13 protein-coding genes are annotated in these 13,618 nt (G+C 60.7%); 6 read left to right on the top strand and 7 right to left on the bottom strand.

All coding sequences use genetic code 11. The annotated features are described in order from the left end of the window. Positions 1–59 precede the first annotated feature (59 nt). On the top strand, positions 60–1,577 hold the full coding sequence (locus tag AC3ZU9_RS01635; RefSeq protein ID WP_015885874.1) for a CoA-acylating methylmalonate-semialdehyde dehydrogenase: 1,518 nt from the start codon (positions 60–62) through the stop codon (positions 1,575–1,577). 15 nt (positions 1,578–1,592) lie between these two features. Next, a complete protein-coding gene (mmsB, locus tag AC3ZU9_RS01640) occupies positions 1,593–2,480 on the top strand; it encodes a 3-hydroxyisobutyrate dehydrogenase (RefSeq protein ID WP_046035177.1) in 888 nt (295 codons plus the stop codon). Here mmsB and AC3ZU9_RS01645 read toward each other — a convergent pair. Beyond that, positions 2,467–3,216 carry a T3SS effector IpaJ family cysteine protease gene (locus AC3ZU9_RS01645; RefSeq protein WP_102062137.1) on the bottom strand — a complete coding sequence of 250 codons (750 nt, stop codon included), beginning with the start codon at positions 3,214–3,216 and terminating at the stop codon, positions 2,467–2,469. The genes mmsB and AC3ZU9_RS01645 overlap by 14 nt on opposite strands. A gap of 162 nt (positions 3,217–3,378) precedes the next feature. Then, positions 3,379–3,723 (bottom strand): cupin domain-containing protein, encoded by a 345-nt coding sequence (locus AC3ZU9_RS01650; protein WP_015885872.1) that lies wholly within the window; start codon positions 3,721–3,723, stop codon positions 3,379–3,381. Between the two features lie 240 nt (positions 3,724–3,963). Here AC3ZU9_RS01650 and kynB point away from each other — a divergent pair, with 240 nt between their 5' ends. After that, complete coding sequence (gene kynB, locus AC3ZU9_RS01655; RefSeq protein ID WP_102062138.1) at positions 3,964–4,614, top strand: arylformamidase; 651 nt, start codon at positions 3,964–3,966, stop codon at positions 4,612–4,614. Further along, positions 4,611–5,468 carry a tryptophan 2,3-dioxygenase gene (gene kynA, locus AC3ZU9_RS01660; protein ID WP_015885870.1) on the top strand — a complete coding sequence of 286 codons (858 nt, stop codon included), beginning with the start codon at positions 4,611–4,613 and terminating at the stop codon, positions 5,466–5,468. The genes kynB and kynA overlap by 4 nt, the downstream gene beginning before the upstream one ends. 140 nt (positions 5,469–5,608) lie before the next feature. Here the strand turns inward: kynA and AC3ZU9_RS01665 are convergent, their stop codons facing one another. From AC3ZU9_RS01665 to antA, 4 genes are all read right to left on the bottom strand, one after another. Next, complete coding sequence (locus AC3ZU9_RS01665) at positions 5,609–7,012, bottom strand: amino acid permease (protein WP_043205891.1); 1,404 nt, start codon at positions 7,010–7,012, stop codon at positions 5,609–5,611. A gap of 71 nt (positions 7,013–7,083) precedes the next feature. After that, positions 7,084–8,091 (bottom strand): anthranilate 1,2-dioxygenase electron transfer component AntC, encoded by a 1,008-nt coding sequence (antC, locus tag AC3ZU9_RS01670; protein ID WP_490090232.1) that lies wholly within the window; start codon positions 8,089–8,091, stop codon positions 7,084–7,086. Positions 8,092–8,316: 225 nt separating this feature from the next. Beyond that, positions 8,317–8,808: an anthranilate 1,2-dioxygenase small subunit gene (gene antB / locus AC3ZU9_RS01675; protein WP_490090233.1), complete on the bottom strand. Its 492-nt coding sequence runs from the start codon at positions 8,806–8,808 to the stop codon at positions 8,317–8,319. Beyond that, complete coding sequence (gene antA, locus AC3ZU9_RS01680; RefSeq protein ID WP_490090234.1) at positions 8,808–10,199, bottom strand: anthranilate 1,2-dioxygenase large subunit; 1,392 nt, start codon at positions 10,197–10,199, stop codon at positions 8,808–8,810. Before antA ends, antB begins: the two co-directional genes overlap by 1 nt. A 311-nt stretch (positions 10,200–10,510) precedes the next feature. Here antA and AC3ZU9_RS01685 point away from each other — a divergent pair, with 311 nt between their 5' ends. Further along, complete coding sequence (locus AC3ZU9_RS01685) at positions 10,511–11,497, top strand: AraC family transcriptional regulator (RefSeq protein ID WP_093543396.1); 987 nt, start codon at positions 10,511–10,513, stop codon at positions 11,495–11,497. On the opposite strand, the gene AC3ZU9_RS01690 is transcribed toward AC3ZU9_RS01685, so the two are convergent. Then, a complete protein-coding gene (locus tag AC3ZU9_RS01690) occupies positions 11,494–12,369 on the bottom strand; it encodes a LysR family transcriptional regulator (RefSeq protein WP_015885864.1) in 876 nt (291 codons plus the stop codon). The genes AC3ZU9_RS01685 and AC3ZU9_RS01690 overlap by 4 nt on opposite strands. Positions 12,370–12,483: 114 nt before the next feature. Between AC3ZU9_RS01690 and AC3ZU9_RS01695 the strand changes: the two genes are divergently transcribed. Beyond that, positions 12,484–13,611, top strand: a complete 1,128-nt coding sequence (locus AC3ZU9_RS01695; protein WP_490090235.1) for a muconate cycloisomerase family protein — start codon at positions 12,484–12,486, stop codon at positions 13,609–13,611. The last annotated feature ends 7 nt before the right edge of the window (positions 13,612–13,618 follow it).

The following is a 13,618-nucleotide window of genomic DNA, read 5'->3' on the forward strand; positions in this document are numbered from 1 at the left end:
CTCATTTCCCAAGGCGGTTACGCGCCTTGTCTCTGTATAAATATAAGATTGGAGACCACATGAACGCATCTGCCGATATTTCCGTGCAACAGGTCAAGTTGCTGATCAACGGCGAGTGGGTCGAGTCCAAGACCACCGAGTGGCAAGACATCGTCAACCCGGCTACCCAAGAGGTGCTGGCCAAAGTCCCGTTCGCTACCGCCGATGAAGTCAACGCCGCCATCGACGCCGCCCACCGCGCCTTCCAAACCTGGAAGCTGACGCCAATCGGCGCGCGCATGCGCATCATGCTTAAGCTGCAAGCCTTGATCCGTGAACATTCCAAGCGCATCGCCGTGGTGCTCAGCAACGAGCAGGGCAAGACCATTGCCGATGCCGAGGGCGATATTTTCCGTGGCCTGGAAGTGGTGGAGCACGCTTGTTCCATCGGCACCCTGCAAATGGGCGAATTCGCTGAAAACGTTGCCGGTGGCGTCGATACCTACACGCTGCGCCAACCCATCGGCGTGTGCGCCGGTATCACCCCGTTCAACTTCCCGGCGATGATTCCGCTGTGGATGTTCCCGATGGCGATTGCCTGCGGTAACACCTTCGTACTCAAACCGTCCGAACAGGACCCGCTGTCGACCATGCTGTTGGTGGAGCTGGCGCTGGAAGCCGGTGTACCGGCCGGTGTGCTCAACGTGGTACACGGCGGCAAGGACGTGGTGGATGCGCTGTGCACCCACAAAGACATCAAGGCCGTGTCCTTCGTCGGCTCGACCGCCGTGGGCACCCACGTCTATGACCTGGCCGGCAAACACGGCAAGCGCGTGCAATCGATGATGGGCGCCAAGAACCACGCGGTGGTGCTGCCGGATGCCAACCGCGAACACACCCTCAATGCCCTGGTCGGCGCCGGTTTCGGCGCGGCGGGCCAACGTTGCATGGCCACCTCGGTGGTGGTGCTGGTGGGCGCGTCCAAGCAATGGCTGCCAGACCTCAAGGCGCTGGCGCAAAAGCTCAAGGTCAACGCGGGCAGCGAAGCGGGCACGGATGTGGGCCCGGTGATTTCCAAGCGCGCCAAGGCACGTATCCTGGAACTGATCGAAAGCGGCGTGAAAGAAGGCGCCAAGCTGGAGTTGGACGGCCGCGACATCAAGGTGCCGGGCTTCGAGCAAGGCAACTTTGTCGGCCCGACCCTGTTCTCGGGCGTGACCCCCTCCATGCAGATCTACACCCAGGAAATCTTCGGCCCAGTGCTGGTGGTGCTGGAAGTGGCGACCCTCGATGAGGCCATCGCGCTGGTCAACGCCAACCCGTTCGGCAACGGCACCGGCCTGTTCACCCAGAGCGGTGCGGCGGCGCGTAAGTTCCAGAGCGAAATCGATGTCGGCCAGGTCGGCATCAATATCCCGATCCCGGTGCCGGTGCCGTTCTTCAGTTTCACCGGTTCCCGTGGTTCCAAGCTCGGCGACCTCGGCCCGTACGGCAAGCAAGTGGTGCAGTTCTACACCCAGACCAAAACCGTCACCAGCCGCTGGTTCGATGACGACACGGTCAATGATGGCGTCAACACCACCATCAACCTGCGCTGAGATCGGGAGACGACCATGAAAATTGCATTTATCGGCTTGGGCAACATGGGCGCGCCCATGGCCCGCAACCTGATCAAGGCCGGCCACGCGCTGAACCTGTTCGACTTGAACCAGACGGTGCTCAAGGAACTGGCCGAGCTGGGCGGCACCATCAGCGCTTCGCCACGCGATGCGGCGAAAGACGCTGAGCTGGTGATTACCATGCTGCCGGCGGCGGCGCATGTGCGCAGCGTATGGCTGAATGACGACGGGGTTTTGGCTGGCATCGGCAAAGGTGTACCGGCGGTGGATTGCAGCACCATCGACCCGCAAACCATTCGCGACGTCGCGGCTGCGGCGGCCAAGCAAGGTGTCGTCGTAGCCGACGCCCCGGTCTCCGGCGGCACCGGTGGGGCCGCCGCAGGGACGCTGACCTTCATGGTCGGCGCCACCCCGGAACTGTTCGCCACCCTGCAACCGGTGCTGGCGCAGATGGGCCGTAACATCGTGCATTGCGGCGACGTGGGCACCGGGCAAATCGCCAAGATCTGCAACAACCTGTTGTTGGGCATCAGCATGGTCGGCGTCAGCGAGGCCATGGCGCTGGGTGATGCATTGGGCATCGACACGCAAGTGCTGGCGGGGATCATCAACAGCTCCACTGGGCGCTGCTGGAGTTCCGATACCTACAACCCATGGCCTGGCGTGATCGAAAGTGCACCGTCGTCCCGTGGCTACACCGGCGGTTTTGGCGCCGACCTGATGCTCAAGGACCTGGGCCTGGCCACCGAAGCCGCGCGCCAGGTGCACCAGCCGGTGATCCTCGGCGCCGTGGCCCAGCAGCTGTATCAGGCGATGAGCCAGCGCGGGGAGGGGGGCAAGGACTTTTCAGCGATTATCAACAGCTACCTTAAAACCAATTAAGGGGAGGGGGGCCGGCGTAAGGCTGGCTCCCGGCTTTTACACCCGTGTTTAAGGGGGCCAATTTGGCAACGATTGAAATCCCCGAAGGGTAATAGCCGAGTGCCCTGCCCGCGGCTTTTTTAAGCCTGTTGTTCAACGCGGAAAAGTTTTTTTGGTTCTCGCCGGTTGCGGGATCCATATAGCTGCCGTCTGCCCGCTGTACCACCCAGTGCAATCCGATCGGCAAGCCGACACACGACACCGCCATGGCCTCTAGTTTTACCTCGTTGCTGTCAAGTGCTGGACCCGGCAGGTCAATAGGGCAGCCAATGCCTCTGAGCTTGTTTTCGATCGTCGGATAAAGCCAGTTCAACCCGGCGACAAGCATGCCCGGGTTCTTTTCCACCTTCATGTCCAAGCCCAAAAGCCTTCCCGCGATGACAATACTGTCCGGCATCGAATAACCGGCTTGTTCCAGGTCGGTCTGCCCGTGCCTGACGGTTGTGCAGCCGCTGGTGATCCTGTACAGGTCGCTTTCACAACGATTGTCCAACTCCAGTGTGTCGACGCCTAAATGCTCAGACATTGATCCGGTAAGAACCGGGATTTTATCGACCCCCAGTTCTTTGGCCGCGCACAGCAGGGCAGCCGCGCCGCAGGAGTTGGGAAACACCTGCTTTTTGGCAATTTGGCTGACCGAGTCTGGCGGTTGGTGGATGACTGAGGGCCAGGCAGTTGGGGGCGCGGTACGGATCATGATTACCCTCTGGCGACTGTTCAATTCGCTTGATGAAGTCAGTCCAGATCTTGTCGATCAGCCCACGGAAGGCCTGTAGGAAAGCACTTAATACGCCATGAGTTTGGGCCTTGAAGAGCGCACTGTGCCGAATCCGTGTTCAGTGCGCCAAGGCATAGCGGGTCAAGCAAACACAAAATACTTACGCACCGTCTCGACCACTTCCCACGTTCCCTTCATCCCCGGTTCCACCACAAAGATATCCCCAGCCCGCAAGTGAATCGGCTCCATGCCTTCTGGCGTGATGATGCAGTAGCCTTCCTGGAAGTGGCAGTATTCCCACTTCACGTAGTCCACGTACCACTTGCCCGGTGTGCAGATCCAGGTGCCCATGATCTTGCTGCCGTCTTCGCTGGTGTAGGCGTTGAGGTTGACGGTGTGCGGGTCGCCTTCGAGCTTTTCCCATTTGCACGCGTCCAGGACCGGCAGTGGGTGGGTATCGCGCAGTACGGTGATGGGCTTGGACATGATGACTCCGAGGCAGGGAATGGAAGGATCCACCCTAAGGCCTTGGGCGTTGCACCAGTGGTCTGAACTCGACATCGGGATGCCCAGAAGCGCAGCGGTATTTATTTGATATAACCCATCACCAATCCGCTATTTCCTCGCAGTAAGTGCGAAAGATTTCCCGCTTCACGCCAGAATTCGCAAGAAAATTCGCAGCCGGCCCTCGTATCATTCACCCCAGTAACCGCCGAGAGCCTGCAAATGAACCCAATAAAAACGTGGTGGGATATCAGCCCGCCCTTGAGTACGGCGACCCCGACCTGGCCGGGAGACACGCCGTTCCAGGAAGAGCGCGTGTGGCAGTTCGGCCCGGAGTGCCCGGTGAATGTCGGGCGCATCACCTTGTCGCCGCACACCGGCGCCCATGTGGATGCGCCGCTGCATTACAGCGCCGACGGTGCACCGATCGGTGAAGTGTCGCTGGACGTGTACATGGGGCCGTGTCGGGTGCTGCATTGCCTGGACAGCGGCGCGTTGGTGCAGCCGCATCAGTTGGAAGGACGTGTGGATAACATGCCCGAGCGTGTGTTGCTGCGCACTTATCCACAAGCGCCGCTGACCGAATGGGATGCGGACTTCACTGCCATTGCCCCGCAAACCATCGAGCTGCTGGCCAGCCTGGGGGTGCGCCTGATCGGTATCGATACACCCTCGCTGGACCCGCAGCAGTCCAAGACCATGGATTCCCACAACGCCGTGGCTCGCCATGGCATGGCGATTCTCGAAGGCATCGTGCTCGATGACGTACCGGAAGGCGACTATGAACTGATCGCGTTGCCGCTGCGTTTTGCCCACCTGGACGCGAGCCCGGTCCGCGCCATTCTCCGTCCGCTCAAGGAGCCCACGCGATGAGCCAATGTCCTTTCTCTGCTGATTACCAGCCGCCCGAAGAATGGCATAACGCCGAACTGAATTTTTCCGAGTCCATGAGCTACGGCGATTATCTGGACCTGGGCAAAGTCCTCAGCGCCCAGCACCCGCTGTCGCCGGACCACAACGAAATGCTCTTCATCATCCAGCACCAGACTTCCGAGTTGTGGATGAAACTGATGCTCCACGAACTCAAAGCTGCCCGCGAGCACGTACGACTGGGCGAGTTGCCGCCGGCGTTCAAGATGCTGGCGCGGGTGTCGCGGATCTTCGATCAACTGGTGCACGCCTGGGCAGTGCTGGCGACGATGACGCCGTCGGAATACAAGGCCATCCGCCCGTTCCTGGGGCAGTCGTCGGGGTTCCAGTCGTTCCAGTACCGCGAGATCGAATTTATCCTCGGCAATAAAAGTGCGGCGCTGTTGCGGCCTCACGCCCACCGGCCGGAGCTGTTGAACGAGCTGAAAGTGGCGATTGCCACGCCGTCGCTGTATGACGAGGCGATCAACCTGATGATCAAGGCGGGCCTGGCGATTGATCCCAAGCGTGCCGAGCGTGACCCGACGGCGGCGACGGTTCACGATGAATCCGTGGAGGCGGCGTGGCGGGAGGTGTATCGCGACCCGAACCGTTACTGGGATTTGTATCAGTTGGCCGAGAAGTTTATCGACTTGGAGGATTCGTTCCGCCAGTGGCGCTTTCGCCATGTGACCACGGTGGAGCGGATCATTGGCTTCCAGCCTGGTACCGGTGGTACCGAAGGCGTGGGGTATTTGCGCAAGATGCTCGATACCGTGCTCTTCCCCGAGCTATGGCGAGTACGCTCCACGCTCTAAACAAAAAGCCCCGGATTACCGGGGCTTTTCATTATGAAATGCAATCAACTGTGGGAGCTGGCTTGCCTGCGATCGCATCACCTCGGTCTCACTGGAAACCGAGTCGCCTGCATCGCGGGCAAGCCCGGCTCCCACAGGGATCACTGTGTGTTGACTACCGCGTTACTCCTGCGAACCCGCAACCGATAGGCCACATAGATAATCCCCACCCACACCGGCATCGCATACACCGACTCACGAATCCCCGGGATCGCCAGCATCACGCTGATGATCATCAGCATGAACGCCAGGCACAGGTAGTTGCTGAACGGGAACCAGAAGGTCTTGAACGACGGCGTCACGCCTTGCTCGCCCATGGCTTTGCGGAACTTGATGTGGGTGATGCTGATCAGCGCCCAGTTGATCATCAGCGAGGCAACCACCAGCGCAAACAGCAACTCCAGGGCACTTTGTGGCGCGACGTAGTTGACCACCACGCACAGCATCGTCACCAGTGCCGAAATCGCCAGCGCCCGCAGCGGCACGCCTTGCTTGTTGAGTTTCATCAACGCCTTTGGCGCATCGCCTTGCTCGGCCAGGCCGAACAGCATGCGACTGTTGCAGTACACGCCGCTGTTGTACACCGACAGCGCCGCAGTCAGCACCACGAAGTTGAGGATGTGCGCGGCGGTGTCGTTACCGATCAGCGAGAAGATCTGCACGAACGGGCTGCCGCTGTAGGCATCGCCCGACGCGCCGAGGGTTTGCAGCAGCTGGTCCCATGGGTACAGCGACAGCAGCACGGTGAGCGCGCCGACGTAGAAAATCAGGATTCGGTACACCACCTGGTTGATCGCTTTCGGGATCACTTTGCGCGGCTCGCTGGCCTCGGCAGCGGTGATGCCTACCAGCTCCAGGCCACCGAACGAGAACATGATGAACGCCATGGACATCAACAGCCCCATGCCGCCATTCGGGAAGAACCCGCCGTGGCTCCACAGGTTGCTGACCGAGGCTTGTGGGCCGCCGGTGCCGCTGAACAGCAAGTAGCAGCCGAGCGCGATCATGCCGACAATCGCCACCACCTTGATGATCGCAAACCAGAACTCGGCCTCACCGAAGAACTTCACGTTCAGGGTGTTGATCAGGTTCACCGCCACGAAGAACACCAGTGCGCTGACCCAGGTCGGGATTTCCGGCCACCAGAACTGGATGTACTTGCCCACCGCCGTCAGTTCGGCCATGCCCACCAGCACGTAAAGTACCCAGTAGTTCCAGCCTGCCAGGAAGCCTGCGTAGCCGCCCCAGTATTTGTGGGCGAAGTGGCTGAAGGAACCGGCTACCGGCTCTTCGACGATCATCTCCCCGAGCTGGCGCATGATCAGGAACGCGATAAAACCAGCAATCGCGTAGCCCAGGATCATCGACGGCCCCGCCGACTTGAGTACCCCGGCCGAGCCGAGGAACAACCCCGTACCAATCGCCCCTCCCAAGGCGATCAGTTGAATGTGCCGGTTCTTCAGGCCACGCTTGAGGCCTACCGGGTTAACCATGTCATCCGCCATTAACATTCCCTTCTACTTGTTTTTCTCAGGGTTGAGTGCACGCCGCATCAGCCCCTCAGAAGTGCTGAGGGTCAGATATTACTCTGCGTGAACTTTTCGTAATACAACTGAACGCCATCAAGTGCCTGATCCGCCAGCCATTGTTGGACGGATTCGACCATTGGCGGGGGACCGCACAGGTACATATCTGCCGATCTGTCCCGCAATTCGGCCAGGTCAAAATGCTCGGTCAGGTAGCCGCGCTTGCCGGGCCAATCCTCTGAGGGAGCGCTGAGGACTTCGGTGTAGCGGAAGTCCGCGATGCTTGAGGCGTAGGCCTGGATGCGCGCCGCTTCGCACAAGTCCTCGGCACCGCGCACGCCATAGTAGAGGTGCACGGGTTGGTCGCAGCCATTGGCGGCCAGTTCGTCGAGCATGCCCAGCAAGGCCGATAACCCGGTTCCGCCTGCCACCAGCACCACGGGTTTGGTGACGTGACGCAGGTAGAAGGCGCCGAGGGGCGCTTCCATCAACAGCTCATCGCCCACCTGGCAGCGCTCGCGCAAGTAGTTGCTCATCACCCCGTCGGGCAACAGTCGCACCAAAAACTGCAATTGGTTGCCCGCAAGGTTGGCGAAGGAATACGAGCGCCAACTGTCGGTGCCAGGTACCGACAGCCGTGCGTATTGGCCCGGTAGAAAATCCAGCGCCTGATCCAACTGTACCTGCAGGATCGCCGTACTGGTCGACACCTGCTGTACCGCGCTCACCGTGCCGCGTACCTGCACCGGTCCCGGCGCATTGCACAGGCTCGAATCAAAGTCGAAATAGAACGTCGCATCGGACTTCACACGCGTCTGGCAACTGAGCATTTTGCGTTGTTGCAGGTCGAGGCTGGAGAGGGCTTCCTCATCCACATAGTCCTGGCTGTAGTCGCCGGATTCGCAGCGACCCTGGCAGGTGCCGCACACCCCTTCGCGGCAATCCAAGGGGATCTTGATGCCGTTGCGCAGCGCTGCATCCAGCAGGATTTCATTCGCACCCACCGGGAAAAACAGGGTCTTGCCGTCGGCAAAACTGAAGGCCACTTTGTGATTCATGTGTTGTTCTCTGCCTATTTATGACGTACGCACGGCCTGTTGTGGTGAGCGTGCTTTTTGTGGTGAGCGGGCTTGCCCCGCGCTGGGGCGCGTAGCGGCCCCAATAAAGTCACCGCATTTCTCCAGTCAAACCGTAGTGCCTGCACCAGGGGCCGCTGCGCGCCCCAGCGCGGGGCAAGCCCGCTCACCACAAAAAAGCACGCTCACCACCACAACAAGGGTGCTTTAGAGGTGATAGAAATCCAGCACCGAGTTGATGGTGTCGTTGAGCAGCAGCGCGTGCTTTCGGGTGATCAACCAACTGTCGCCATCAGGCTTGAGGGTGTAAGTGGCGTGGCCGTAAAACTGCTCCGACGTGGCCAGGCGATAGAACAGCGTTTGCCAGTTCAGTTTCACCTCCAGCGTGCCCTCCGCCCGCTCGGCGATGCGCACGTTGTTGATCAGGTGCAACGTGCGCGGCATCGGCGTGGCCGACGCCGCCTTGCCGGTGCGCAGGCGGAATACGCGGTCTTCCAGGCCCGAACGGTTGGCGTAATAGATCAGCGACATCTCGCGCTTGGGGTCGCGGGTGTAGACGTGTTCCGAATCCCACTGCGGCAGGTGGAATTCACTCTGCGGGTCGAACAGCTGCACATAGGCGTCCCAGTCCTGCGCATCGCACAGCTCGGACTTGCGGTAGAAGAACTGCTCGATCTGGTACTGCAATTGCGCATTCATCATTCCACCTCCCGCAATTTCAGCGCTTGGTTATCGAGGCCCTTGAGCAGGAACTGCTGCCAGTTGCGATGCTGGTTCACGTAGAGGCCTTCGTGGGTGAATTCGGTGCCGGTCATCGCTGGTTGGATACCGATGGCTTCGCTGTTCGGTGTGGGGCCGGTTTCCCAGCGGTGGCTGCCGCGTGAGATATCGCTCCAGCGTTCAAGCCGGCCCTGGAAACCGCGCTGGGCTTCGCGGAACTCCACCAGGTCATCCGGCGTGCCCATGCCGGACACGTTGAAGAAATCCTCGAACTGGCGAATGCGGTTTTCGCGATCGGCGTCAGACTCGTTTTTCACCCCCAGGCACTGGCTGATGATCTCGGTCTTGTTCCACGCCACGGGGCGGATGATGCGCAGTTGCGAGCTGATCTGGTCGAGAAAGAACAGGCTCGGGTAGATATTCAAATTGCGCAGGCGGTGCATCATCCATTCGGCTTTTTGCTGGCCGTGTTCTTCAATCAGGCGCGGCATGATGGTGGCGTAGCCGGAGCGCACGCTGGGGTTGGGCATGTCGCTGAACAACAGGCTATGGCCGTTGTTGAAGGCGAACCAACCGTCATCGGTGTTGGCGTCGCCGGCGCCAAGCTTGCTGTAGTCCAGGGTGCTGCCTGCGCTAGCGCCATGCTCGGTGTTCACCTGTTGGCGATGCTGCACCGTGGCCACGTAGTTGTAGTGCACGGTGCTGACGTGATAACCGTCCAGGCCGTTTTCGTTCTGCAGTTTCCAGTTGCCGTCGTAGGTGTAGGAGGATTTGCCGGGCAGCACTTCCAGCTCACCGGTGGCGGACTGCGCGACCATCATGTCGAAGAACACGGTGGCATCGCCCAGGAAGTCTTCCAGGCTGTCGGTGCCCTTCACGTCCAGGCTGATGAACACAAAGCCTTTGTAGCTCTCGATACGCGCCTTTTTCAGGCCGCGTGTGGCTTTGTCGAAGCCCTCCGGGTATTCCCCCGGCGCCTTGACCTTCACCAGTCGGCCATCGCTCTTGTAGCACCAGGCATGGAACGGGCAGGTAAAGGTGGACTGGTTGCCTTTGCCGACCCGCGTCAGGGTGGTGCCACGGTGCTGGCAGGCGTTGATCAGCGCATTGAGCCGGCCTTCGCCATCGCGGGTGATGATCATCGGCTGGCGCCCGGCGCGCATCGTTACGAAGTCGTGGTTATGGGCCAGTTCGCTTTCGTGGCAGGCATAGATCCAGTTCTTTTCGAAGATCAGTTCCATCTCCAGATCGAACAGTTCCGGCTCGGTGAACATGTCGCGGGCGATACGGAATACTTCGTCTGCCGGGCGAAAGTCCAGGCAGCCTTCGATAAACGTTTTCCACTGCTCGACGCTTCTTGCACCACTCATGGGAGGCACCTTTTTGATAGGGGCTAATCGGTGGTTTATTAGAGGCAGCGGGGCAGGGCGCGGGCTATCCGCTTAATGGGGGAACCTGGGCCGAAAAATGGGCAGCAAATACCCAACCCGGTGCAGCACGGTGACGGGATGCGCTACTGTCTGGCAGGGCAATTGTCGGAAAAGACCGCTTCTTATCCACTTAATCGACCGTTGCTATCCACCCAGTGGCCATTGCGCTGGCGTGGCGCATTACTTGCTGTCCTACACCAACGACGCGCCGCCAGAGCGCGCAACAGCCTAACCGCCGTGGGTGCACCCTGATGAGCAGCCAAACGATTCAACGCTTCGACCTGGAAGGCGCCCGCAGCTGGATGTCCGGCATTTGCGGGCCCCATCGCCTGGCCACCGCCACGCCTGAGCGCCTGCGTTTTCACCACAGTGCCAACGTGTTCAAGTCCCGCGCCACCACCTTGGGCGTGATCGAGTACGGCACGGACGTGACCATCGACATCGAAGACGCCGAGCACTTCAGCAGCTACAGCCTGAGCCTGCCCCTGGTGGGTGAGCAGGAGCTGAGCAAGAACGGTGAACGCCTGAGTTCCAACCGCGACCAGGGCGTGATCATCTCGCCCAACGAGCATCAGGTGCTGGCGATCTCCGGCGACTGCCGCAAGTTGCAGGTGGTGATCACGCGCGCGGCCATGAGTGAGTCGCTGGAAGGTTTGCTGCAACGGCCGATTGACGCGCCGTTGCGCTTTGAGTCGGTGATGGACGCGGTAGAGGGGGCGTCGGCGTCGTGGTGGCGCATGGCGCGTTACTTCATCGCCGAGCTGGAGCACGGCAGCGAGCTGTATGAGCAGGCTGCCTTTACCCGTGACCTGGAAAGCTCGCTGATCAAGGGCCTTATCCTGGCCCAGCCGAACAACTACTCCGAAGAACTGCGCGATGTCCTGGGGGTGAAACTGCCGCATTACCTGATCCGTGCGCGCCAGTACATCCACGACAACGCCCGCGAAGCCGTGCACCTGGAAGACCTGGAAGCCGCTGCGGGGGTGTCGCGTTTCAAGCTGTTCGATGCCTTTCGCAAATACTTCGCCCTGTCGCCCATGGCCTATTTGAAGAAGTACCGGCTGAGTGCGGTTCGCCAGGAAATCCTTGAGCACGGCTCCACCCGCACCATCTCCGAGATCGCCCTGGGCTGGGGCTTTACCCACCTGGGACGGTTTTCGGCGGAGTACCGCAAGCTGTTTGATGAGTCGCCGAGCCAGACGTTGCAGCGCAATGATGCGCGCCGCCTGCGTGGCTAGATCAACTCTTCCACCAGTTGCAGGCAATGACTCAACCCCGGCGACTGATCATGCACCCGCCGGCTGAGAATGATCGGCGACGTCGCCGTGGCTTCCACAATCGGCGTATAGCCAATATCCGCGCGGTGCAGCACCTGCACCGAAGCGGGTACCAGCGTCACGCCCATGCCGGCGCCGACCAGGCCGATGGCGGTCTGCAACTCGTTGGTCCACTGCGCCACCTTGAGGCCCAAGCCATGGGCATCAAACAGCGCGATCACATGGTCGGCATAGCTGGGGCGCGGGTTGCCGGGGTAGAGCACAAACGGTTCGGCGGCCAGTTGAGCAAGCGTGGCCGGCGCGCCCAGCAGCGGGTGGCCAGCGGGCAGCACGGCGACCAGCCGGTCCTCGACCAGCACGCGCTGGACAATGGCCGGGTCGTCGATACGAATCCGTCCGAACCCCACATCGATCCGCCCAGCCTTGAGCGCTTCAACCTGTTGCAAGGTGGTCATTTCCGACAACCCCAACTCCAGCTCCAGCGCCTCATGGCTGCGCAGTCGCCGAATCAATTCCGGCAGCACGCCGTACAGGGTCGAAGGCGCAAAGCCGATGCCCAGCCAGGTCTTTTCACCCAGGCCAATACGTCGCGTGTTGTCGCAGACCTTGTTCAGCTGTTCCAGCAGCGCATTGGCGTGTTCATAGAAAAACCGCCCGGCTTCGGTCAGCCGCAGCGGTCGGCTACGTTCGAGCAAAATGACGCCCAGTTCATCCTCCAATTGCTGGATCTGTCGGCTCAACGGCGGCTGCGCGATGTGCAGGCGTTCGGCGGCGCGGGTGAAATTCAGGGTTTCCCCCAGCACCTGGAAATAGCGCAGGTGACGCAGTTCCATAACGGCTCCTTTCATACCTTGCGGGTATTGCTTGAGACCCATTCTATATTGGAAGCCTTTAAAGTTAAGGGACAGAATCGGCTCAAACCTAAAAAGAACCCAGCGGGTATAGCCATGCCGATTTGCCCCATCGAGTCGATCGACACGATCATTGTCGACCTCCCGACCATTCGCCCGCACAAGCTGGCGATGCACACCCTGCAAAACCAGACCCTGGTGATTATCCGCCTGCGCTGCGCCGACGGCATCGAGGGCATCGGCGAAGCCACCACCATTGGCGGCCTGAGCTACGGCAATGAAAGCCCCGACAGCATCAAGGTCAACATCGACCGCCACTTCGCGCCGCTGCTGATCGGCCAGGACGCCAGCAATATCAACGCCGCCATGTTGCGCCTGGAGCGCAGCATCCGTGGCAACACGTTTGCCAAGTCCGGTATCGAAAGCGCCTTGCTCGATGCCCTTGGCAAGCGCCTGAACCTGCCGGTCAGCGAACTGCTCGGTGGCCGCGTGCGCGAGGCACTGCCGGTGGCCTGGACCCTGGCCAGCGGCAACACCGAAAAAGACATCGCCGAAGCGGAAAAAATGCTCGACCTGCGTCGCCACCGCATCTTCAAATTGAAGATTGGTGCGGGCGAAGTCAGCCATGACCTGGCCCATGTGATCGCGATCAAAAAGGCCTTGGGGGACCGCTCCAGTGTGCGCGTTGACGTCAACCAAGCCTGGGACGAAGCGGTGGCACTGCGGGCGTGCAAGGTGCTCGGTGACAACGGCATCGACCTGATCGAACAGCCCATCTCACGCAACAACCGTGGCGGCATGGCGCGGCTTAATCTGTCGAGCCCGGCGCCGATCATGGCGGATGAATCCATTGAGTGTGTCGAGGATGCGTTCAACCTGGCCCGCGAAGGCGCGGCGTCGGTGTTCGCCCTCAAGATCGCCAAGAACGGCGGCCCCCGCGCGGTGTTGCGTACCGCGGCGATTGCCGAGGCAGCGGGGATCGGCCTGTATGGCGGCACCATGCTCGAAGGTGGCATCGGCACCCTGGCGTCGGCGCATGCTTTCCTCACGCTGAACAAACTGGCGTGGGGCACCGAACTGTTCGGCCCGTTGCTGCTCACCGAAGACATCCTCACCGAGCCACCGGTGTACCGCGATTTCCAACTGCATGTCTCCAACGCACCGGGCTTGGGCCTGGCCATCGATGAAGAGCGTTTGGCGTTCTTCCGTCGTGACAAACACTAAGAGGCGC

The organism is Pseudomonas sp. A39, from assembly GCF_058145955.1.